The sequence below is a fragment of the Hydrogenophaga bisanensis genome, from assembly GCF_042665135.1.
Classification (GTDB): Bacteria; Pseudomonadota; Gammaproteobacteria; order Burkholderiales; family Burkholderiaceae_C; genus Hydrogenophaga; species Hydrogenophaga bisanensis.
In genome coordinates, this window is the sequence record NZ_JBHTBX010000001.1 from 1 (window position 1) to 20,767 (window position 20,767).

Genomic DNA, 20,767 nt, shown 5'->3' on the forward strand with positions numbered 1-20,767 from the left:
AGCCAGGCGCAGCTCGATGCGATTGCCGACCTGCTCAACAACCGCCCGCGTGCCGTCCACGGCTTCTACCCGCCGATCGTCGTCTACCAGGCCATGTTGGACAAGCTCAATCAACCCAATTCCTCAATTCAATAAATCGGTGTTGCACTTGGTGCTTGACTCCGCCACTGGAAAACTTCTACTCACGATGTTGTCAGCAGTCGCCGAGATGGAACGCGACCTGCTGATCGAGAGAACGCATGCGGGTCTTGAGCGTGCCAAAGCTGAAGGCAAGCGCCTGGGTCGTCCCAGCAAGACGACCGAGCAGCAGCGTCGAGAAATCTGCTCACTGATCGAGCAAGGCACCACAGTCAGTGAGATTGCGCGCCGCTACAGCATCTCGCGTGCGTGCGTCTTGAAGGTCAAAGAGCGTCAGTCGTGCCCTGCTGGGGCTTGACCCTCTTCCTTGACGCTGACGACAGCCTTCCCGCTGTCTTCCAGCACCACGTTCCCGTGCGAGTCGAATCGCATCTGGTTCCTGTTCATGACCTGGCTGGTCAGCAGTGCCGTCGCTGCGTCATAGTGCTTCTGGATCTGCACCAGTGACGTGCCACAGATCTTGGCAATGTCATAGACGTTCAGACCAGCCATGATGCGCATGGTGATGAACAGGTGACGCAGGCAGTACAGCGTCTTCGTGTCGTCGAAGTCTGGATTCTTGTCCTTGACCTTCTGGACCAGTTCCCCGAACAGGTCATACAGACGCGTCTTGTCCAGTACCTCGTTCTTGTCCTGCTCAAAGCGTGAGAACACGAAGTCTTCCGGTTCCGTGTGCTTTGAGTAGGTGCGGATTCGCTCGAAGACGTCACCACGTCGAATCTGTACCGTTCGACTCTTTCGCACCTTGGTGTTTTCCGCACGAATGACGACCTCTGCATACACCTCGTCGTTGTCCGTCTTGGTGATGCGTTTGATGTCTTTCCACTTGAGCAGACGCGCTTCCTGTGTGCGAAAGCCGCTGTTTGCCATGATCAGAATGAAGTCATTCAACAATCTGCGGTAGTACCGCTGCTCTTCCGTGACCACGTCTTTGGACTTGTGCCAGACGCGTGAGACGTTGATCAGATCGGTGTATTCCTTGGCGGTGTAGCTCTCGCGCACCGCTTCACCCTGCTTGACCTTGATGACCCCGAAGTCAGGCACATAAGTCTGATCGATCAGACCTTCCGCGCATGCGAAGCGGTACATCTGCTTGATCGTGATGCTTTCATTGAGCACCACCGTTGCCAGAATGTCTGGCTTCTTCCCTCGACGGAACGCCAGGTACTCGCGAAACTTCTTGCGGTCGATGTTCTGGATCTTCGTTGTACGTACAACAAAGTCCAGATAGTGCTTCGTGTAGGTCTTGACGTTGGCAGCCCGTCCGGCAGACAGCTGACCCATCTTGACCTGCTGCGCTACGTGCGCCAGAAACTTGTCCCGCAGCTCCTGAGCAGTGATCGAGAAAATCTTCTCGTCATTCATCACCTTCGCCCTGAAGAAGATGAATCGATCTTCCGCTTTCTTCTTTGCTTCTAGAAGATCAGCAGTGCGAAGACTCTCGCGCACGTACTTGCCCTCTTCCCTGACCCACATCTGCATCTGCCAGATGTCAGACGTGTTGCGAAACAGCTGGACACGCTCGTCCAAGATGTAGAGCTTCTCTTTCTTGCTCTTGAGCGTCGGAGTCTTTGCTGTCGCTGGCATAACTGATCGTCAGGCACTGTGCCGGTGCTGATGATCCTATACGCAGGAAGAGCTGCCGGCGACCACAGTTTTCAATAGTCGCCAGGGTTTGTAACTGGTTTTCGGTAAGTTGTTGATTTTTCTAGAAGTTTGCATGAAGTTTGTAACTTCAAATCCTATATAAATCAACAACTTACAAGCGATTTTCTATTCCCACTCGATGGTGGCGGGCGGCTTGGAGCTGACGTCGTAGGTCACGCGGTTGATGCCACGCACCTCGTTGATGATGCGGCTGGACACCTTCTTGAGCAGCGCGTAAGGCAGCTCGGCCCAGTCGGCGGTCATGAAGTCGCTGGTCTGCACCGCACGCAGGGCCACCACATAGTCGTAGGTGCGGCCGTCGCCCATCACGCCCACGCTCTTGACCGGCAAGAATACGGTGAAGGCTTGGCTGGTCAAGTCGTACCAGCTCTTGCCGGAGTTGTGGTCGATGGTCGAGCGCAGCTCCTCGATGAAGATGGCGTCGGCCCGGCGAAGCAGGTCGGCGTACTCCTTCTTGACCTCGCCCAGGATGCGCACGCCCAGGCCTGGCCCCGGGAACGGGTGGCGGTAGACCATGTCGTGCGGCAGACCCAGGGCCACGCCCAGCTCGCGCACCTCGTCCTTGAACAGGTCGCGCAGCGGCTCCAGAAGCTTGAGGCCCAGCTGTTCCGGCAGGCCACCCACGTTGTGGTGGCTCTTGATGGTGACAGCCTTCTTGCTCTTGGCGCCGCCAGACTCGATCACGTCCGGGTAGATCGTGCCCTGCGCCAGCCACTTCGCGCCCTTGGCACCGTCGCCCTTGAGCTTGGCGGCCTCGGCCTTGAACACGTCGACGAAGAGGCCGCCGATGATCTTTCGCTTCTTTTCGGGGTCGGTCACGCCCGCCAGCTGACCCAGGAAAAGTTCGCTGGCATCCACGCGGATCACCTTGGCGTGCAGCTTGCCAGCGAACATGTCCATCACCATGTCGCCCTCGTGCAGGCGCAGCAGGCCATGGTCCACGAACACGCAGGTCAGCTGGTCGCCGATGGCCCGGTGGATCAGGGCGGCGGCCACCGACGAGTCCACGCCGCCGGACAGGCCGAGGATCACTTCCTCATCCCGCACCTGCTCGCGGATCTTCTGCACGGCTTCCTCGATATGGTCGCGCATGATCCAGTCTGGGCGAGTGCCGCAGATCTCCAGCACGAAGCGCTCCAGCAGCGCCCTGCCCTGCACCGTGTGCGTGACTTCGGGGTGGAACTGCACCGCGTAGTAGCCGCGCGCCTCGTCGGCCATGCCGGCGATCGGGCAGGCGTCGGTGCTGGCCATGAGCTTGAAGCCCGGCGGCATTTCGGTGACCTTGTCACCGTGGCTCATCCAGACCTTGAGCATGCCGTGGCCTTCAGGCGTGGTGAAGTCGGCGATGTCCTTGAGCAGGGCTGTGTGACCACGAGCGCGGACCTCGGCGTAACCGAACTCGCGCGTCTTGCCCGCTTCCACCTTGCCACCCAGCTGCTGGGCCATGGTCTGCATGCCGTAACAGATGCCCAGCACCGGCACGCCCAGCTCGAACACCGCGTCGGGTGCCTTGTCGTCCACCTCGTAGACGCTGGCATGGCTGCCCGAGAGGATCACGCCTTTGAGCTGTCCATCGGCGGCGAACTCACGGACCCATTCACTGCTCACGTCGCAAGGGTGCACCTCGCAGTACACGTGGGCTTCGCGCACCCGACGGGCAATCAGCTGGGTGACCTGGGAACCGAAGTCGAGAATGAGGATTTTCTGGTGCTGCATGGCGTTGAATGCTCGTGTGAATCAGAAAGCAAAAAGGCCGTCCGGCGGGACGGCCTCTGGGGCGCTCAGGATCAGTCCGCCCTGTAGTTGGGGGCCTCTTTGGTGATCTGCACGTCGTGGACATGGCTCTCGCGGATGCCCGCCGAGGTGATCTCGACGAACTCGGCCTTGGCACGCATGTGCTCAATGGTCGGGCAACCACAGTACCCCATGGCCGCCCGCAGGCCACCGGCCATCTGGAAGATGATCGACACGACCGAGCCCTTGTAAGGCACGCGGCCCTCAATGCCTTCGGGCACCAGCTTGTCAGCGTTCGGGTTGCCGGTGCTGCTTTCCTGGAAGTAGCGGTCGGCACTGCCCTGCTGCATGGCGCCGATGGAGCCCATGCCGCGGTAACCCTTGTAGCTGCGCCCCTGGAACAGCACGATCTCGCCCGGCGCTTCCTCGGTGCCGGCGAACATGCCGCCCATCATCACCGTGTTCGCGCCGGCCGCGATGGCCTTGGCGATATCACCCGAATAACGGATGCCGCCATCGGCAATCATGGGGACGCCGGTGGTCTGCAGCGCGGTGGCCACGTTGTCGATGGCCATGATTTGCGGCACGCCCACGCCGGCCACGATGCGGGTCGTGCAAATGGAGCCAGGGCCGATACCGACCTTGACACCGTCGGCACCGGCTTCCACCAGCGCCAGCGCGGCGCTGCCGGTGGCGATGTTGCCGCCGATCACGTCCACCTGAGGATAGTTCTGCTTGACCCAACGCACACGGTCGATCACGCCCTTGCTGTGGCCGTGGGCCGTGTCCACCACGATGGCGTCCACACCCGCCTTGACCAGAGCTTCGACGCGCTCTTCGGTCCCCTCGCCCACGCCGACCGCAGCGCCCACACGCAGGCGCCCGGCGGCGTCGCGCGCCGCGTTGGGGAAATTCAGCTGTTTGGTAATGTCCTTGACCGTGATCAGGCCCTTGAGCTCGAAGTCGTCGTTGACAACCAACAGCCGCTCAAGCTTGTGCTTGTTCAGCAGCGCCTTGGCCTGTTCGGGCGTGGTGCCGTCGGGCACCGTGACCAGGCGATTCTGGGGGGTCATGATCTCGCTGACCGGCAAGTCGTAGCGGCTCTCGAAGCGCAGGTCACGACCGGTGACGATACCGACCACGCGGCCACCGTCCACCACCGGGAAGCCGGAGACGCCCAGTTCGTCGGAAAGCGCCATGACCTGCCGCACCGTGGTCGTCGGGCTGATCACCACCGGGTCACGAAGGAGTCCGGACTCGTAGCGCTTGACTTTCGCCACGTGGGCAGCCTGCTCCTGGGCAGACAGGTTCTTGTGGATGATGCCGATACCCCCCTCCTGGGCGATAGCAATCGCCAGCCGGGCTTCCGTGACCGTGTCCATCGCGGCCGACACCAGCGGCAGGTTCAGCTTGATGTTGCGTGTGAACTGGGTAGCCAGAGAGGTGTCCTTGGGCAGGACCTGGGAGTACGCGGGGACGAGCAGAACGTCGTCAAACGTGAGCGCTTTGCCGAGGAGGCGCATGAGGTAAAGCTCCAAAAACACTATTGTACCTTCGGCCTGACCGCACCAACTGTGACCATGAGGCCACACCGGGACTCCATCGGTCCGACCGAACCGGCAGTTGGTCCGTTGCCCGAGAAGATTGGTGACGTGGACGGGTGGTGAGGGCGTTAAACTGCCGCCATGCAGGTACTCCACGCACTCCTCTCACGCAGCCGCACCTTGACCCTCGCCACGGTGGTGGTGCTGGCCTCGGGGGCCGCCCAGGCCCAATGGCAGTGGATCGGCTCTGATGGCCGCAAGGTGTTCAGCGACACCCCGCCGCCGGCATCCGTACCCGAGAAAAGCATCCTGAAGCGACCTGGCGGAAGGCCTGCGCCAGCGCCGGCTGAAGTAGGTGAGGAAGCCGCCAAAGCAGCGGAGACGCCCACGCCCAAGGCACCCGCCAAGGATGCCCAGCTTGAAGCCAAGAAGAAGCAGGCCGAAGAGGCTGAGGCGGCCAAGCGCCAGCAGGAGCTTGAGCGAGTGGCCAAAGCACGCGCCGAGAACTGCGAGCGTGCCAAGCGCGCCAAGGCCACGCTCGATTCGGGTGTGCGTCTGGCCACCACAAACGCCAAGGGAGAGCGCGAGATTCTCGACGAGAAGGCTCGCGCTGCAGAAGCTCAGCGGCTGGACCGCATCATTGCCAGCGACTGCGGCCCGATGCCTGCCCAGCAATGACGTGATCAGGCAGTGCCGGGTTCAATAGCCCGGCTTGGCGCCCGGTCGGCGGCGCGAGAACAGGCCCGCTGTCCGAGCACCCTGTCCGACGAACCTTTCCCTGCGCGCGATTTTCGGGTCCACCCTGAGCGGGCGACACCACTCCAGTCGGTCACCCTCCCTCAAGGCCTGTGTCGCAGACGCCTTTCGACCCCAGACGGAAACCGGCAGGTCATGGATCTCCGGCCATCTGTCCAGCCAGCCGCTGGCCTGAAGCGCCATCTGTGCCGTGGCGCCGTCTGGCAACTCAAGCGTCACCTCCTCGACCTGCCGGGCCGCAGGAGAGTAAACCAGGCAGACCCGGATCATGTGCCGTACACCTGGTCGGCCCGCCGGACAAACGCGTCCACCAGGTTCCCTGCGATCTTGTCAAACACCGGACCCACCAGTGTGGCCAGTGCCTGGCTGGAGAAGCCATAGGTCAGACGGAACTCCACCTTGCACGCGCGCTGGGTGCCGTCGCCCAGCGGCACAAAGTCCCAGCAACCTTCCAGGTGGGAAAACGGGCCATCCACCAGTTCCATGAGCACCTGACGATCGTCGACATGCCGGTTGCGGGTCGTGAAACTTTGGCGCAAGCCACTGATGGACATGCCGACCTTGGCCACCATGCCGCTGTCGTCGCGTTCGATGACCTCGCTGTGGTCACACCACGGAAGAAACTGCGGATAGTGATGGACATCCGTCACGAGAGCAAACATCTCGTGGGCGCTGTGCCATAGGAGAACGGACTTCTGGATCGTTTTCATACAATCGGTCGTTTCGTCCCTGCGCAGCCGACGACACCTCGATGGCTGGCAAGACGTGACACCTTCCATTGTATTGGCCAGCCCTGGCCTCATCTGAAGCCCCATGGCCACCAGCAAAAAGAACGATTCCAGCAAGGGCAAGGATGCCCGCATCGCCGAGAACAAGAAGGCGCACTTCAACTATCACATTGAAGAGCGCTTCGAGGCTGGCCTGGTGCTTCAGGGCTGGGAAGTCAAGGCGCTGCGCGAAGGCAAGGTGCAGATCACCGAAGGCTATGTGGTGATTCGCGACGGTGAACTGTTCCTGATCGGTTGCCAGATCAATCCCTTGCGCACCGCCTCCACGCACGTCACCGCAGAAGCCACCCGCACACGGAAACTGCTGCTGCACAAGGAGCAGATCCAGCGCCTGATCGGCAAGACCGAACAGAAGGGCTTTACCCTCGTCCCTCTGAACCTGCACTGGAAGTCTGGCAAGGTCAAATGCGACATTGCCCTGGCCAAAGGCAAGGCCGAACACGACAAGCGTGACACCATCAAGGAACGCGAGGGCAAGCGCGAGGTGGAGCGCGCCATGAAGAACCGCCAGCGCTGACAGGAGCGCTGGCGATCGCGGTGGAGATCAGTCGAGGTGCGCCAGCGGATGCGCCCAGGCTGGCCACGGCTCGCTGAAGAAGCCCTCCACCATCTCCGGGGATACATCCTCGATCCGCGCAGGGTTCCACTGCGGCTGGTGGTCCTTGTCCACGGCCAGCGCACGGATGCCTTCGACGGTCTCGCTGGAGACCCCCTGCCGCTGCAGATGCCGGGTATGGAAGCAGTGACGAACGAGATTGCGCTCCATGCGCAGGTCCTGCGCCAGACTCATGCCGCGGGCACGCCGAATCTGCTCAAGCACCACATGCAGCATCAGCGGTGACCGCTGACGCAGGATGGCCGCTGTCTCTCGCGCCCAGTCGGAGGCATCCGCTTCCAGGGCTTCGACGATGGCCGGAACCGACGCAAGACCAAAGACGCGGTCAACTTCCGTCGCAGACCAGGGCGCACGGGGCGTTTCGCGGTGCTTGTGGGTCAGGCACCAGCGCTCCACCGCTTCACCTGTTTCGAATGGGGTCTCGCCCAGTGACTCCCACAGGGCAACAAGGCGACCACTGTCGACCAGCGCGTCGGCCAGCCCAGCGGACACCGCATCAGCCCCAGCCAGAACGCGACCGGTGAGGCCCAGGTACTCACCCAGATGTCCATCGCAGCGGCTGAGGAAGTAGCCACCACCCACATCGGGGAAGAGTCCGATGTTGGTCTCAGGCATCGCAAGCTTGCTGCGTTCGGTCACGATCCGCAGACTGGCTCCCTGGCTGATGCCCATGCCGCCACCCATGCAGATGCCGTCCATCAGCGCGATGTATGGCTTGGGATAGGTGTGGATGAGGTGGTTGAGGGCGTACTCCTCGGTGAAAAAGTCCTCCAGTGCCGGATCCCCGGACAACGCCGACTGATGGAAGAAGCGGATGTCACCTCCCGCGCAGAATGCCCCGAAGGGACCTTCCTTGCCCGTGCCCCGAATGGCCACCGCCAGCACCTGGGGGTCCTCCCGCCACGACAGCAATGCAGCGGTCAAGTCACGGATCATGGCCAGCGACAGCGCATTCAACGCCTTGGGTCGCGCCAGGGTCAGACAGCCCACCCGGCCGCGTATCTCGGCATGGACATGGACGTCAGGGTTGGTTTGCATGAAATGCTCCTTCTTTGTTGTTCACTGGGCTCTGGTCCTGGTCGGCCAGCAACGTCTGGATGCGGGGTGTCCCGCGGCGGCTGTGCCAGCCCATCACCTCGTTGACGACCAACGCGGTGATCACCACACCACCGCCAGCCAGTACCTCCGGGCCGGGCACCTCCCCTGCTCCCAGCCAGGCCCAGACAATGCCGAAAATTACTTCAAGCAGCGCCAGCAGGGACACCTCGGGCGCCTTGAGCACCCGGGCACAGACCACCGACAAGGTGCAGGGAATGGCCAACTGGACGAGGCCAAGCAAGGCCAGCCACGCCACGTCTGCTCCTGTGGCTGCAAACGGCCACGCGAAGGGCAAGGTCAGGACACTGGAGAGCACGGCACCCAGCAGAACAGACGGCACCAGATCAATCGACTCACCGTGAGACTGGCTGCGCTGCACGACCGTCCAGTTGATCGCACCGGCCACCGGTACGCAGAGTGCCACCAGGGATCCGATCACCAGGCTACCCGGATCCGCATCGGACCCGGTGAAAGCCTGGACGAACTGGCTGCCGTACATGTAGACAATGCCCGCACCGGCCACCAGAACCGCCATCCAGGTCCTCAGCGGCAAGGTCTGACCGATCACCACGCGGGCCAGCAAGGCCGTGAACAACGGCCCCAGCGACATGATGATGAGCACATTGGCCACGCTGGTGAAGGTCAGGGCCAGCATGAAGGCCGTGAACATCACGCTCCAGCAAACGCCCGAGACCCAGAATGCGCGCGATTCCGGCAGCAATCCCCAGTGCCGGTGCAGGAAGCGTCCCAGGCCGGAGCGTTCGTGCCCTGCCGGCGCCTGTGGAGTGGCGCTGCCCATCCGCCACAGTGGCAGGATGAGCAGCAGCGAGATCGCGGTGAAGGCACTGCGCCAGAAGGTGACCTCGAACCGGGCCGCCGATTCCAGCTGGCGCGAGACCACCCCGGCAATCGACCACATCAGGGTGACTGCCACCATCAGGAAAACGGCCTGGGTGTGACTGAGACGACGGGCCATGTCAGAACACCAGGCTGGCCGCGTTCACGAGGCCCACTGACACCGACAGACCTGCGCTGGCAATGCCCAGGGAGGTCACCCCGTCACGCACGCCTTGGACAAAACCAGGCAACAACATCCGGATGGCAAGGTGAGCGAGGTACTGCACCAGCAGGCCGAGAACGGTCCAGGACAGCATGTCCACCAATGACACGCTATGGGCAATCGCGCTGGCCACAGGTAATGCAAATCCGATCACGGTGCCCAGAAACACCCAGGCTGCAGCCTGGTTTCCCTGGGCGATCAGCTCCATCTCGGGAAACGGCGTGAGTCTCACGAAAATGGCTGTGGCCAAGGTGATCAGCGCGAGACCAGCAATGAAATAGAGGGCAAAGGCAGGCACGTGGCGGTCCTCAACTCGGTGATTCATTCAAAGTAATGCGGCACGAAGTGACTGCTGTTCTTGGTGATGGCTGAGGCATCCTCCCGAATGCAGAGTCCGGCAGGCTCATCGCCGACCACCCATCCACCGACCACGGTGCAGTAGTCCTCATACCGGGGCAACGGCGCGAGCGACTGGTACACCCAGTCACCGGGTTCTTCGAAGACGCGCTCGGCATCGATCAGGGCACCATCGGCACGGTGCAAGCTGCATCCGCCACCCTCGCGGGAGAACATCGGTTTGCGTGCATACCCCGTGTCCGTGGGCAAATCCTCCCGGGCAAAGGCGGCAGGCATCAGCAGCGGATGCCCGGTGTGGCGTTGCCAGAGAAAGGCCAGCAGCGCCTTGTTCGACAGCAGCAGCTTCCACGGGGGCTCCATCCACCGAACAGCATCGGAGGCGGCGTGACGGGAGAACCCATCCCGCCATATCCATTCCCATGGATAGAGCTTGAAAAGCCGATCGATACGTTCGCCATCATGGTCGACAAAGAACGCTCCGTCCCAGCCCACGTCGCCCATGGCCAGCCACCGGGTGGACCAGCCTGCCTGCAAGGCGGTATCAAGCAGATAGTCAAGATGCACCGCATCCTCTTCCTGCTCGTACTGACCGGCAAAGTGCAATACCGAGCCATTGGTTTGTTCGCGAACCACTCTCCAACGGGCCACGAGCTTTTCATGCAGGCTGTTGAACTGGTCAGCCTGCGGTTGCACGTCCACTTTCCAGAACCACTGGGCCAGGCTGCTCTCCATCAGGGAGGTCGGTGTGTCGGCGTTGTACTCCAGCATCTTCGGAGCGCCTGAACCATCCCAGGAAAAGTCGAAGCGACCCAGCAGGCCGGGCTCACGTCGCCGCCATGAACGTTCGATACAGGCAATCGCATGCTCCGGCAAGGGCAATTGGGTCCAGTCGCCCGCCCGGATGAAGTCATCCACGAAATCCAGGCACATCGCATGCAGTTCGGCGACAGCATCATCGAAAAGGTCGATCTGCCGCGCACTGAACCGGTAGGCCACATGCTCCTTCCAGTAGACCCCGTCGATGCTGTGAAAGCCAAAACCCAGGGCTGACATCTTCGAGCGCCAGTCGGGACGCTCGATCTGAGGCAGACGCTGCATCATCCGCCCCGGCTGAAACCACCACCGAAGCCACTGCGGGTCACATGGGATCCGCGGAAGCTGGTCGAACTCAAGGTCCGCACATCGTGACCACTGGTGACACGACCATCGGCGTGATAGACCTTCCCGTCCTTGTCGATGTCAGGCCCATACCAGGACCGCCCGCCGCCAGTACCTCCGCCGGTTGAACCACCCGAACTGGCGGCACCGCCAGAGGTGTTCTCGCAATCGCGGGGATCGTTCCAGTCACGCTGGCAATCGGCCAATGTGTCGTAGCGGGGGCGCCGCGTTTCCACGCTGCGATCCGCATTGACGTACACCATGCCGACCGCCGCCGCCCCCACCACCAGCCACTGCCACCGATCCATGCCGCCCGAATCGCTCATCGCTGTCTGTCCGACGGTTCGGGGGAAGAATCAGCTTTCCTTGGAAGCACGCTTGCGATCGTGTTCCTTCAGATGGCGCTTGCGCAGGCGAACGCTCTTGGGCGTGATCTCGACCAGCTCGTCGTCGTCGATGAACTCCACACCGTATTCCAGGGTCAGCTCGATGGGCGGGGTGATCTTGATGGCGTCTTCCTTGCCACTGACACGGAAGTTGGTCAGCTGCTTGGTCCGGGTTGCGTTCACCACCAGATCGTTCTCGCGGCTGTGGATGCCAACGATCATGCCTTCGTAGACCGGGTCGCCGGCCTTGACAAACATGCGACCGCGGTCGTCGAGTTTGCCCAGGGCGTAGGTAAAGATCTCGCCATCGTCCATCGAAATCAGCACACCGTTCTTGCGGCCGCCGATGTCGCCCTTGTGCGGCTCGTAGCCGTCGAAGATGTTGCTGATCAGGCCTGAGCCGCGGGTGAGGTTGAGGAACTCGTTGGAGAAACCGATCAGTCCGCGCGCAGGAATTCGGTACTCCAGGCGCACACGACCACGGCCATCCGGTTCCATGTTGACCAGTTCGCCCTTGCGCTCGCCCAAGGCCTGCATCACACCGCCCTGATGGCCTTCCTCGATGTCGCAGGTCACCAATTCGATCGGCTCACATTTCTCGCCGTTGATTTCGCGGAACACCACGCGCGGCTTGGACACGGCCAGCTCATAGCCTTCACGGCGCATGTTCTCCAGCAGGATGGTCAGGTGCAGTTCACCCCGCCCGGAAACTTCAAAGATGCCATCTTCGTCGGTTTCCTTCACGCGCAGGGCCACGTTGTGCTGAAGCTCCTTCTGCAGGCGGTCCCAGATCTGGCGGCTGGTCACGAACTTGCCTTCACGGCCGGCCAACGGGCTGGTGTTGACGCAGAAGTTCATGGTCAGCGTCGGTTCATCCACCTTGAGCATGGGCAGCGGCGTGGGGTTGGCGGGATCGGTCAGGGTCACCCCGATGCCGATGTCCTCAATGCCGTTGATCAGGACGATGTCGCCAGGCCCGGCCTCGGTCACCTGCATGCGATCGAGACCCTGGAAGGTCAGGACCTGGTTGATGCGACCCTTGAAGCTCTTGCCGTCGGGGCCTTCCATCACCAAGACGTCCATGGCGGGTTTGATGGTGCCGGCATTGATGCGACCCACGCCGATACGGCCCACGAAGCTGTTGTAGTCCAGGGCAGAAATCTGAAGCTGCAGGGGGGCCTTCGGGTCGCCCTGGTGCGCAGGCACATGCTTGAGGACGGTGTTGAACAGAGCCGACATGTCGGGACCCCATTGCTCGCCCGCGGGACCCTCCTCCAGCGACGACCATCCGTTGATACCGGAGGCGTAGACCACCGGGAAGTCGAGCTGTTCATCGGTCGCGCCCAGTTTGTCGAACAGGTCGAATGCGGCGTTGATGACCTTGTCGCAGTTGGCTCCGGGCTTGTCGACCTTGTTGACGACGACGATGGGGCGCAGGCCCAGCGCCAGCGCCTTCTTGGTGACAAACCGGGTCTGTGGCATCGGGCCTTCCTGCGCGTCGATCAGCAGCACCACGCCATCGACCATGGACAGCGCACGCTCGACCTCGCCGCCGAAGTCCGCGTGGCCGGGGGTGTCCACAATGTTGATGTGCGTGCCCTGCCAGCTCACGGCGCAATTCTTGGCCAGGATGGTGATGCCGCGCTCGCGCTCGATGGCGTTGTTGTCCATCACCGTGTCCACGACTTTCTCGTGCTCGGCGAAGGTGCCCGACTGACGCAGCAGCTGGTCCACCATGGTGGTCTTGCCATGGTCGACGTGGGCGATGATGGCGATGTTGCGGATCTGTTTGCTCATGTTGCAGTTTCCAGGATTTGCTGTATTTCGATGGGGCTCAGCAGCCGCCCCGGGATAAGTTCGCCCGCTTGGGTGTGGCCGCAGCCCAGCAGCACGGGCGCCCTTCGGGTGTCGGTGGGAGGACCATAGATGGCCACCTGTTCGTGGTCGGGCCAGTGGCCCCGACGGCGCATGCCACTGAGGAACCGCGCCGCATCATCGCTGGCCAAGGTGACAGGCGCGTGATGTGGCAGCAGCGACTCGACCGGCAGCAGGCAGCGAAGACGCTGATCTTCCGGCATGGCTTCCAGCGCTTCTACGGTGATGCATTGGTCGACGGAAAAGGGACCGGTCTGCACCCGCCGCAGAAGCGTCAGATGGCCACCACATCCCAGTGCGCGGGCGATGTCCTCGCCCAATGTACGAATGTAGGTGCCCTTGGAGCAACGCACGCGCAGCTTCAGGAACGGCTCTGTGCCCTGCAACTGCATGTCCAGCAGTTCCAGGTCGTGAATCATGACGGTCCGGGGCTCCCGCTCAACCGTCTTGCCTTCCCGGGCGTACTCGTACAGCGCCTTGCCGTCTTTCTTGAGGGCGCTGTGCATGGGTGGCACCTGCGTGATCGACCCGGTGAAACGATCGAGGACTTCGACCACCTGCCCCGCCGAACAGTCCACCGGGTGGGTATCGACCACCTCCCCCTCCGCGTCGGCGGTCGAGGTCGTCACACCCAGGCGAACCACCGTCTCGTAGGTCTTGTCGGCATCCAGATGCAGCTGGCTGAACTTGGTGGCGGCGCCGAAGCAGATCGGCAGCACCCCCGTGGCCAAAGGATCCAGGGTACCGGTATGGCCCGCCTTGTCGGCACGCAGCAACCACTTGGCCTTCTGCAAAGCCTGGTTGCTGGAGAGGCCCAGCGGTTTGTCGAGCAGCAGAACCCCGTGCACGGGGCGACGCTGCACCCGTGCACGAGGAGCAGCCGTCATGTCAGTCCTCGTCCTTGGAACGCGAAGCCACGGCCTTGGCGATCAATGCATTCATGTCGGCCGCACGTTCGGTGGTGCGGTCGAACACGAAATGCAGCGTCGGCACGGTGTGGATGTGCAGGCGCTTGAACAGGCCGCTTCGCAGGAAGCCGGCTGCCGCATTGAGCCCCGCCGTGGTTTCTTCGGGGTTGCCGGTCAGCAGGCTGAAGAACACCTTGGCGTGAGCGTAGTCAGGGGTGACCTCGACCGCATTGATGGTGACCATCCCCACACGCGGATCCTTGAGCTCGCGCGCGATCAGCTCGGCCAGATCACGCTGGATCTGGTCGGCCACGCGGAACCCGCGGTTGGGGACGGATGACTTGCGCACCATGGTTTACAGCGTCCGGGCGACTTCCTTGATCTCGAAGAACTCCAGCTGATCACCTTCCTTGATGTCGTTGTAGTTCTTGAGCTTGATACCGCACTCGAAGCCTTCCTTGACCTCGCGGACATCGTCCTTGAGGCGCTTGAGGGACTCGATCTCGCCGGTGTAGACCACCACGTTCTCGCGCAGCAGGCGGAAGTGCGAGTTGCGCGTCACCTGACCGGAGGTGATCATGCAACCGGCCACCGTGCCGATCTTCGATGCCACGAACACGGTCCGGATCTCGGCCGTACCGATGTTTTCCTCGCGCTTCTCCGGCGCCAGCATGCCGGACATGGCTGCCTTGAGCTCGTCGACAGCGTCGTAGATGATGTTGTAGTAGTGGATGTCGACATCATTGCCCTCGGCCAGCTTGCGGGCACCCGCGTCTGCCCGGACATTGAAGCCGATGACAATGGCCCGCGACGCGATGGCCAGGTTGATGTCGGATTCCGAGATGCCACCCACGCCGGCATAGACCAGCTGGACCTTGACCTCGTCGGTCGACAGCTTGAGCAGCGACGCCGACAGCGCTTCCTGCGAGCCCTGCACATCGGACTTGATGATGATGGGCAGTACCTTGACTTCGCCGGCAGAAATGTCGGAGAACATGTTCTCCAGCTTGGCGGCCTGCTGTTTGGCCAGTTTGGTGCTGCGGTACTTGCCAGCGCGGTAGGTCGCAATTTCACGTGCGCGACGCTCATCGGACATGACCATGAAGTCATCGCCGGCCTGCGGCACTTCGGCCAGGCCCTGGATCTCCACGGGAATGGACGGTCCGGCTTCCTTGGTGGGCTTGCCGTTCTCGTCCAGCATGGCGCGAACACGACCGGAAGTCTGACCGGCCAGCACCACGTCGCCGACCTTGAGCGTACCGGATTGCACCAGAACGGTGGCCACTGCGCCGCGACCTTTGTCCAGGCGCGCCTCGATCACCAGACCCTTGGCCATGGCATCCACCGGTGCCTTGAGCTCCAGCACCTCGGCCTGCAGCAGGACCTGCTCCAGCAGTGCGTCAATGCCCATGCCTGTCTTGGACGAGACGGCAATGAAGGGCGAGTCACCACCGAACTCTTCAGGAACCACTTCTTCCGCCACCAGCTCGGCCTTGACGCGCTCGACGTTGGCATCGGGTTTGTCGGCCTTGGTCATGGCCACCACAATGGGTACTCCGGCCGCCTTGGCGTGCTTGACGGCTTCCTTGGTCTGCGGCATGACACCGTCGTCAGCCGCACAGACCAGAATCACGATATCGGTGGCCTGCGCACCACGGGCACGCATCGCGGTGAACGCCTCGTGGCCGGGGGTATCCAGGAAGGTCACCATGCCACGCGGGGTGTCCACGTGGTAGGCGCCAATGTGTTGGGTGATGCCGCCTGCTTCGCCCGCAGCCACCTTGGAACGGCGGATGTAGTCCAGCAGCGAGGTCTTGCCGTGGTCGACGTGACCCATGACGGTCACCACCGGTGCACGGGGCATCAGCTCCGCCTGCTGGCCCATCACCTCTTCTTCGGTGAAGGCCTCGGGATCATCCAGTGCCGCCTGAACCGCCTTGTGACCAAGTTCTTCGACCACGATCATGGCCGTGTCCTGGTCCAGCGATTGGTTGATCGTCACCATCTGGCCCAGCTTCATCAACTGCTTGATGACTTCGGACGACTTGAGCGCCATCTTGTGAGCCAACTCGGCCACCGTGATGGTCTCGGGCACATGGACTTCGATCTGCTTGAACTCGGCCGGTGCGGCGAACGACGAACCACCGTCGCGACCGTCACGGTCACCACGACGACCACCGCCACCCTTGGGCCCGGCACGCCAGTTGGAACGACCCGAAGACGTGTCGCCACGGGTCTTGATTTCCTTCTTCTTGGCCGCGTCGTCCTTCCAGGTGGAAGACAGGTTCTCCGACTTCACCTCTTTCTTGCCACCGGCGCCGGCTGCCGCGCCAGCAGCAGCCGTTCCGGCCGGCTTGGCAGCCGTGGACCCGGTGGCCGGCTTGTGCAGGGTGCCCTTGGTGGCGGCCTTGGCGTCAGGCGCAGGCTCCGGCTTCTTGGCCACGAGGGTACGTGCGGGCGCCGCCATCATGGCGCGGATGTTGGCAGCCTCAGCCTCGGCCTTTCGGCGGCGCTCTTCGAGATCGCGGGCGCGCTGCTCTTCAGCTCGCTTGGCTTCGGCGTTCTTGTCGGCCTGCACCTTGGCGGCAGCCTCACGCTCCTGCGCGGCCGCCTTGGCCCGGTCTTCCTGCTCTACCTGTGCGGCTTGCGCTGCAGCCGTCTGCTCCGACTTGGCCTGCTCGGCCTTGGCGCGTTCGGCAGCCGCAGCGGCCTCGGCCTCGAGGCGAGCGCGCTCTTCGGCCTGGCGGGCCTCTTCGGCTTCACGTTCCTTGCGCTTCTGGGCCAGCTCTTCCTCCTGGCGGCGCAGCAGTTCGGCTTGCCGGCGTGCCTCTTCCTCTCGACGGGCGAGTTCGGCTTCATCGATCGCGGGCGCTGCAGGCTCGGGTGTGACTTCGGCAGGGGCCATCACCTCGTCATCGCGTTTGACAAACGTGCGCTTCTTGCGAACCTCGACCTGGATGGTCCGGGCGCGCCCGGTCGCATCCGCCTGCTTGATCTCGGTGGTCGATTTCTTGACCAGGGTGATCTTCTTGCGCTCGCCACCAGCCGTGCCATGGCTGGCCTTGAGGTGGTTCAGCAGGGCCTGCTTGTCGGATTCGGAAACCTTGTCAGCTTCGGAGGCCTTGCCAACGCCGGCAGCCTCGAGCTGCTCCAGCAGCAGACCGGTGGGTTTGTTGAGTTCAGCGGCCAATTCCGCAACGGTGGTACTTGTCATGAATATCTTTCCTCCGCCGCTCAGACCGTGGCCGACTCATCGCCATTGAACCAGTGGGCTCGCGCCTTCATGATCAGGGCGGTGGCCTCTTCAGGCGTCTGCCCGGTGATCTCGGTCAGCTCATCAGTGGCCAGATCGGCCAAATCATCTCGGGTGTGCACGCCGGCCTCGGCCAGCTTGGCAAGCATTTCAGGAGAAAGGCCCTCGAGGTCCTTGAGGTTCTGGGACACCTCTTCGACATCCTCCTCGCGGGCGATTTCCATCGTCAGCAGGGCGTCCTTGGCTCGGGCGCGCAACTCGTTGACGGTGTCTTCATCAAAGGACTCGATCTCCAGCATCTCCTGCAGCGGCACGTAAGCCACCTCTTCCAGGCTGGTAAAGCCTTCTTCAATGAGGATGTCGGCGATCTCCTGATCGACGTCGAGCTTGGCCATGAACAGCTTGCGGATGACATCGGCCTCTTCGGCCTGTTTCTGGGCCGACTCATCGGCCGTCATGATGTTGATCTTCCAGCCGGTCAGTTCGGAGGCCAGACGCACGTTCTGACCGCCGCGCCCAATGGCAATGGCCAGGTTCTCCTCGTCCACGACCACGTCCATGGCGTGCTTTTCCTCATCCACCACGATGGACTGCACGTTGGCCGGCGCCAGGGCACCGATGACGAACTGGGCGGGGTCTTCAGACCACAGCACGATGTCGACCCGCTCGCCAGCGAGTTCATTCGTCACCGCGTTCACCCGCGAACCGCGGACACCCACACAGGTGCCGATCGGATCGATGCGCTTGTCGTGGGACACCACGGCAATCTTGGCCCGCGAACCGGGGTCACGCGCACAGGTCTTGATCTCCAGCAGACCCTGCTCGATCTCGGGCACTTCCTGGCGGAACAGCTCGATCATGAAGGCGGGCGCCGAGCGAGAAAGCAGGATCGGAGCGCCCCGCAGGGTGAGGTCCACCTCCATGATCATGGCGCGGACACGGTCACCGGTGCGGAAGTTTTCCTTCGGGATCATTTCTCCGCGCTTGAGGCGACCTTCCACACGGCCACTCTCGACGATCAGGTCACCCTTGTCCATCCGCTTGACCGTGCCGACAAAGACCTTGTCGCCACGGGACATGAAGTCGTTGAGCAGCATCTCGCGCTCGGCATCGCGGATCTTCTGCAGGATGACCTGTTTGGCGGCCATGGCGCCGATGCGGCCGATCGGCACGCTCTCGACCGGCTTCTCGATGTAGTCGCCTTCCTCGATGTCCGGGATGTCCTCGCGAGCATCCGAGAGCAACTCTTCGGCGTCGGGATTCTGCAGACCGGCCGAATCGGGCACGACGAGCCAGCGGCGGAAGGTCTCGTAGGCGCCGGTGTCCGGGTCCATGGCGACACGGATATCGACTTCGCCTTTATAGAGTTTCTTGGTGGCCGAGGCCAGGGCCTGCTCGACAGCGCCCAGCACCACGTCGCGCTCGACGTTCTTCTCGCGCGAGATGGCATCGATCAACATCAACATTTCGCGGTTCATTTCACTCGCCCACCTTTCCAGAATTCTTGTCGCGTTGCGTTCGTATTCAATTCAAGACCGTCTTGTCGCACGGCCACTCATGCCTTGGGGACCGATCGCCGGCCCTTGAAATCCACCAGGGGCGCCAGACGCGCCTGCTGCAGCTCATCCAGACGGAATGTCAGCGCCTGCATGGGCTCGGGCTCCCGTTTCTTGCTCACGCGCTGCCCCGGCTTGGGAGGCGGAGCGTCGCTCCAGACGATCTGCCATTGCTGACCATCCTCTGCACGCTCGAGCTGTCCGCGGAACTTCTTCCGGTTGGCTGCCACGCCTTCGGTGCCACCGCCAATGGGGGCCTTCAAGGTGATGTCAATCACCTGCCCGGCAAAGCGCAGGAAGTCGTTCTCGTGTCGCAGCGGGCGATCGATGCCCGGAGAGCCAACTTCCAGCCGGTGGTAGTCAACCCCCTCAACCTCCAGCAGGTATTGCAGCTGACGGGTCACGGTTTCGCAATCTTCGACCGTGACAAACTGCTCCGGCGCGGCTGGCGCACCCTCAACGGGCGGCGACCAGGGCAGGTCAATGGTCACGCGCAACAAACCGCCGGCGGATCGTTCAAGATCCACCAGGTCGAAACCCAGTCCGGAGACGGTCTGCGCTACGGTTTCCTGCCAAGCCATCGTGATCGGTCAGTCCTGCTTCTGTTGTCGGTTGATGGCCCGCCGTCGTTGGCATGCCAAAGACGTTCGGCCAAAAAAAAAGGGCCGGTGAGTACCCGCCCAATTGGTCGTGAAGACAACATTCTAACTCGGCAAATGGGTACTGGCAAGCGAATTGCTAGGAAATCAGATGCCAAGAATCCACTGAATCACGTTCTTCGCCACGAAGCCAAGCATTCCCAGGGACAACACCAGAAAAAGGATGAAGGTGCCAAACTTGCCTGCCTTGGCCTCCAGAGCCAGGTTCAGGACAATGAACAGCATGTACAGGATGAACGCGCCGACGCCGAATGTCAGGCCGAACTGGGCAATCTGTCCCTCCGTGTAGCCGAAGATGGTGTTTTCCATGGATGCGTGAACGCCGGCGATGTCAGTCGCCTGTGCTGATGTAAGGAGACCTCGCGGCGAGCTCGATGTAGGCATGCCAACTGGCATGGGCCAGCCACGGGATGATCACGATCAGCCCCAGCAACCCCGTCAGCATGCCGACACCCGCCAGAATCGAAATCATGACGGCCCAAAGTGTCATCAGGGTGGGCTGGCTCGCCACGGTCCGCCAGCTTTCGGCCACCGCCATGCTCACGGGTACGGTGGTATCGACCAGGATAGGAATGGCCATCACAGAGGACGCAAAAACCGGCGCCGCCAGCAACGCACCCATCAGCAGCCAGATCTCGAACAGGCCAAGCTCCCTGACGAGCACGACGTGCCGAAGGAAATCGACCGGCTTTTCAATCGGCACACTGGATAGCAAGGTGATCAGACCAGCCGAGGTCAGCACCCAACCGGTGCCCGCGAGTGCGAGAAGCACGCCAAACCGGACCAGCCGCCCGTCACCCGAACGCCAGAGCGCCAGCACCTCTCCCATGCCAGCACGATGCCCCCTCGCCCGTGAACGACTGATGTGATAGAGACCGGTGGCAACGATGGGCGCCACGATCAGAAAGCCGGAAAAGGCACCGGCCAACAGCCAGAAACGGTCCCATGCCAGCCAAAGCAGGAGCCACCCGAAGGCGGCAATGGCAAACCCGTGCGCCAGGCCGGGGACGGGGTTGTCCCACAGGTCGCTCCAGCCTTTGGCCAGCCACCGCAAGGGCGACACAGGTCCAGGCACGACAGGCAGTTGGGCAGTCACGGTTTCCGGGCGTTGGTTCATGGAGGATCGGCACAGAAGAATCGACAACAGCACCGGGCCCGTGTTTATAAAACGGGCACCGGACCTCGTGCTTGACAAATGTCAAGCAACGATACA

The 20,767-nt window shown here is 62.3% G+C and carries 21 protein-coding genes; 3 read left to right on the plus strand and 18 right to left on the minus strand.

Going from position 1 to position 20,767, the window contains the following annotated elements; genetic code table 11:
- Nucleotides 1-208 precede the first annotated feature (208 nt).
- A complete protein-coding gene (locus tag ACFQNJ_RS00005; RefSeq protein ID WP_382252950.1) occupies nt 209-436 on the plus strand; it encodes a helix-turn-helix domain-containing protein in 228 nt (75 codons plus the stop codon).
- On the opposite strand, the gene ACFQNJ_RS00010 is transcribed toward ACFQNJ_RS00005, so the two are convergent.
- The 3 genes from ACFQNJ_RS00010 to guaB all read right to left on the minus strand — a co-directional run bounded on the left by ACFQNJ_RS00010 (nt 412) and on the right by guaB (nt 5,063).
- Entirely contained in the window at nt 412-1,725 is a 1,314-nt protein-coding gene (locus ACFQNJ_RS00010) for a tyrosine-type recombinase/integrase (protein ID WP_382252951.1), read from the minus strand. The genes ACFQNJ_RS00005 and ACFQNJ_RS00010 overlap by 25 nt on opposite strands.
- Nucleotides 1,726-1,911: 186 nt before the next feature.
- Complete coding sequence (guaA, locus tag ACFQNJ_RS00015; protein WP_374639055.1) at nt 1,912-3,522, minus strand: glutamine-hydrolyzing GMP synthase; 1,611 nt, start codon at nt 3,520-3,522, stop codon at nt 1,912-1,914.
- Between the two features lie 71 nt (nt 3,523-3,593).
- Nucleotides 3,594-5,063, minus strand: a complete 1,470-nt coding sequence (guaB, locus tag ACFQNJ_RS00020; RefSeq protein ID WP_382252953.1) for an IMP dehydrogenase — start codon at nt 5,061-5,063, stop codon at nt 3,594-3,596.
- Nucleotides 5,064-5,225: 162 nt separating this feature from the next.
- Between guaB and ACFQNJ_RS00025 the strand changes: the two genes are divergently transcribed.
- Nucleotides 5,226-5,762, plus strand: a complete 537-nt coding sequence (locus ACFQNJ_RS00025) for a DUF4124 domain-containing protein (protein ID WP_374639058.1) — start codon at nt 5,226-5,228, stop codon at nt 5,760-5,762.
- Nucleotides 5,763-5,783: 21 nt separating this feature from the next.
- Here the strand turns inward: ACFQNJ_RS00025 and ACFQNJ_RS00030 are convergent, their stop codons facing one another.
- Together ACFQNJ_RS00030 and ACFQNJ_RS00035 are read right to left on the minus strand one after the other, a co-directional pair.
- Nucleotides 5,784-6,110, minus strand: a complete 327-nt coding sequence (locus ACFQNJ_RS00030) for an RnfH family protein (RefSeq protein ID WP_374639059.1) — start codon at nt 6,108-6,110, stop codon at nt 5,784-5,786.
- A complete protein-coding gene (locus tag ACFQNJ_RS00035; RefSeq protein WP_374639060.1) occupies nt 6,107-6,550 on the minus strand; it encodes a type II toxin-antitoxin system RatA family toxin in 444 nt (147 codons plus the stop codon). Before ACFQNJ_RS00035 ends, ACFQNJ_RS00030 begins: the two co-directional genes overlap by 4 nt.
- Nucleotides 6,551-6,653: 103 nt before the next feature.
- On the opposite strand from ACFQNJ_RS00035, the gene smpB reads away from it, so the two are divergent.
- Nucleotides 6,654-7,145: an SsrA-binding protein SmpB gene (gene smpB, locus ACFQNJ_RS00040; RefSeq protein ID WP_374639061.1), complete on the plus strand. Its 492-nt coding sequence runs from the start codon at nt 6,654-6,656 to the stop codon at nt 7,143-7,145.
- 27 nt (nt 7,146-7,172) lie between these two features.
- On the opposite strand, the gene ACFQNJ_RS00045 is transcribed toward smpB, so the two are convergent.
- From ACFQNJ_RS00045 to ACFQNJ_RS00105, 13 genes are all read right to left on the minus strand, one after another.
- Nucleotides 7,173-8,282, minus strand: a complete 1,110-nt coding sequence (locus tag ACFQNJ_RS00045) for an enoyl-CoA hydratase/isomerase family protein (protein WP_374639062.1) — start codon at nt 8,280-8,282, stop codon at nt 7,173-7,175.
- Nucleotides 8,266-9,318 carry a DMT family transporter gene (locus tag ACFQNJ_RS00050; protein ID WP_382252955.1) on the minus strand — a complete coding sequence of 351 codons (1,053 nt, stop codon included), beginning with the start codon at nt 9,316-9,318 and terminating at the stop codon, nt 8,266-8,268. The genes ACFQNJ_RS00045 and ACFQNJ_RS00050 overlap by 17 nt, the downstream gene beginning before the upstream one ends.
- A gap of 1 nt (nt 9,319) precedes the next feature.
- Nucleotides 9,320-9,727: a DUF350 domain-containing protein gene (locus ACFQNJ_RS00055; protein ID WP_382252957.1), complete on the minus strand. Its 408-nt coding sequence runs from the start codon at nt 9,725-9,727 to the stop codon at nt 9,320-9,322.
- Nucleotides 9,724-10,857 (minus strand): glutathionylspermidine synthase family protein, encoded by a 1,134-nt coding sequence (locus tag ACFQNJ_RS00060; protein ID WP_382252958.1) that lies wholly within the window; start codon nt 10,855-10,857, stop codon nt 9,724-9,726. Before ACFQNJ_RS00060 ends, ACFQNJ_RS00055 begins: the two co-directional genes overlap by 4 nt.
- Nucleotides 10,857-11,243: a hypothetical protein gene (locus tag ACFQNJ_RS00065; protein ID WP_382252959.1), complete on the minus strand. Its 387-nt coding sequence runs from the start codon at nt 11,241-11,243 to the stop codon at nt 10,857-10,859. The genes ACFQNJ_RS00060 and ACFQNJ_RS00065 overlap by 1 nt, the downstream gene beginning before the upstream one ends.
- Nucleotides 11,244-11,273: 30 nt before the next feature.
- Nucleotides 11,274-13,100 (minus strand): translational GTPase TypA, encoded by a 1,827-nt coding sequence (typA, locus tag ACFQNJ_RS00070; RefSeq protein WP_374639067.1) that lies wholly within the window; start codon nt 13,098-13,100, stop codon nt 11,274-11,276.
- Nucleotides 13,097-14,065, minus strand: a complete 969-nt coding sequence (truB, locus tag ACFQNJ_RS00075) for a tRNA pseudouridine(55) synthase TruB (RefSeq protein WP_382252961.1) — start codon at nt 14,063-14,065, stop codon at nt 13,097-13,099. The genes typA and truB overlap by 4 nt, the downstream gene beginning before the upstream one ends.
- 1 nt (nt 14,066) lies before the next feature.
- Nucleotides 14,067-14,438: a 30S ribosome-binding factor RbfA gene (gene rbfA / locus ACFQNJ_RS00080; RefSeq protein WP_374639069.1), complete on the minus strand. Its 372-nt coding sequence runs from the start codon at nt 14,436-14,438 to the stop codon at nt 14,067-14,069.
- A gap of 3 nt (nt 14,439-14,441) precedes the next feature.
- Nucleotides 14,442-17,300 (minus strand): translation initiation factor IF-2, encoded by a 2,859-nt coding sequence (infB, locus tag ACFQNJ_RS00085; RefSeq protein ID WP_382252962.1) that lies wholly within the window; start codon nt 17,298-17,300, stop codon nt 14,442-14,444.
- A gap of 20 nt (nt 17,301-17,320) precedes the next feature.
- Nucleotides 17,321-18,817, minus strand: coding sequence for a transcription termination factor NusA (gene nusA / locus ACFQNJ_RS00090; protein ID WP_374639071.1), 1,497 nt, complete (start codon nt 18,815-18,817; stop codon nt 17,321-17,323).
- A gap of 77 nt (nt 18,818-18,894) precedes the next feature.
- Entirely contained in the window at nt 18,895-19,476 is a 582-nt protein-coding gene (gene rimP, locus ACFQNJ_RS00095; protein ID WP_382252963.1) for a ribosome maturation factor RimP, read from the minus strand.
- A 165-nt stretch (nt 19,477-19,641) separates the two neighbouring features.
- Nucleotides 19,642-19,863, minus strand: a complete 222-nt coding sequence (locus ACFQNJ_RS00100; protein ID WP_374639073.1) for a DUF2788 domain-containing protein — start codon at nt 19,861-19,863, stop codon at nt 19,642-19,644.
- Between the two features lie 22 nt (nt 19,864-19,885).
- Complete coding sequence (locus ACFQNJ_RS00105) at nt 19,886-20,671, minus strand: DUF2189 domain-containing protein (RefSeq protein ID WP_374639074.1); 786 nt, start codon at nt 20,669-20,671, stop codon at nt 19,886-19,888.
- Between the last annotated feature and the right edge of the window lie 96 nt (nt 20,672-20,767).

Coding starts and splice junctions, on each gene's coding strand:
- ACFQNJ_RS00005 (WP_382252950.1), top strand. CDS start 209: ATGGAACGCGACCTGCTGATCGAGAGAACGCATGCGGGTCTTGAGCGT.
- ACFQNJ_RS00010 (WP_382252951.1), bottom strand. CDS start 1,725: ATGCCAGCGACAGCAAAGACTCCGACGCTCAAGAGCAAGAAAGAGAAG.
- guaA (WP_374639055.1), bottom strand. CDS start 3,522: ATGCAGCACCAGAAAATCCTCATTCTCGACTTCGGTTCCCAGGTCACC.
- guaB (WP_382252953.1), bottom strand. CDS start 5,063: ATGCGCCTCCTCGGCAAAGCGCTCACGTTTGACGACGTTCTGCTCGTC.
- ACFQNJ_RS00025 (WP_374639058.1), top strand. CDS start 5,226: ATGCAGGTACTCCACGCACTCCTCTCACGCAGCCGCACCTTGACCCTC.
- ACFQNJ_RS00030 (WP_374639059.1), bottom strand. CDS start 6,110: ATGATCCGGGTCTGCCTGGTTTACTCTCCTGCGGCCCGGCAGGTCGAG.
- ACFQNJ_RS00035 (WP_374639060.1), bottom strand. CDS start 6,550: ATGAAAACGATCCAGAAGTCCGTTCTCCTATGGCACAGCGCCCACGAG.
- smpB (WP_374639061.1), top strand. CDS start 6,654: ATGGCCACCAGCAAAAAGAACGATTCCAGCAAGGGCAAGGATGCCCGC.
- ACFQNJ_RS00045 (WP_374639062.1), bottom strand. CDS start 8,282: ATGCAAACCAACCCTGACGTCCATGTCCATGCCGAGATACGCGGCCGG.
- ACFQNJ_RS00050 (WP_382252955.1), bottom strand. CDS start 9,318: ATGGCCCGTCGTCTCAGTCACACCCAGGCCGTTTTCCTGATGGTGGCA.
- ACFQNJ_RS00055 (WP_382252957.1), bottom strand. CDS start 9,727: ATGAATCACCGAGTTGAGGACCGCCACGTGCCTGCCTTTGCCCTCTAT.
- ACFQNJ_RS00060 (WP_382252958.1), bottom strand. CDS start 10,857: ATGCAGCGTCTGCCTCAGATCGAGCGTCCCGACTGGCGCTCGAAGATG.
- ACFQNJ_RS00065 (WP_382252959.1), bottom strand. CDS start 11,243: ATGAGCGATTCGGGCGGCATGGATCGGTGGCAGTGGCTGGTGGTGGGG.
- typA (WP_374639067.1), bottom strand. CDS start 13,100: ATGAGCAAACAGATCCGCAACATCGCCATCATCGCCCACGTCGACCAT.
- truB (WP_382252961.1), bottom strand. CDS start 14,065: ATGACGGCTGCTCCTCGTGCACGGGTGCAGCGTCGCCCCGTGCACGGG.
- rbfA (WP_374639069.1), bottom strand. CDS start 14,438: ATGGTGCGCAAGTCATCCGTCCCCAACCGCGGGTTCCGCGTGGCCGAC.
- infB (WP_382252962.1), bottom strand. CDS start 17,300: ATGACAAGTACCACCGTTGCGGAATTGGCCGCTGAACTCAACAAACCC.
- nusA (WP_374639071.1), bottom strand. CDS start 18,817: ATGAACCGCGAAATGTTGATGTTGATCGATGCCATCTCGCGCGAGAAG.
- rimP (WP_382252963.1), bottom strand. CDS start 19,476: ATGGCTTGGCAGGAAACCGTAGCGCAGACCGTCTCCGGACTGGGTTTC.
- ACFQNJ_RS00100 (WP_374639073.1), bottom strand. CDS start 19,863: ATGGAAAACACCATCTTCGGCTACACGGAGGGACAGATTGCCCAGTTC.
- ACFQNJ_RS00105 (WP_374639074.1), bottom strand. CDS start 20,671: ATGAACCAACGCCCGGAAACCGTGACTGCCCAACTGCCTGTCGTGCCT.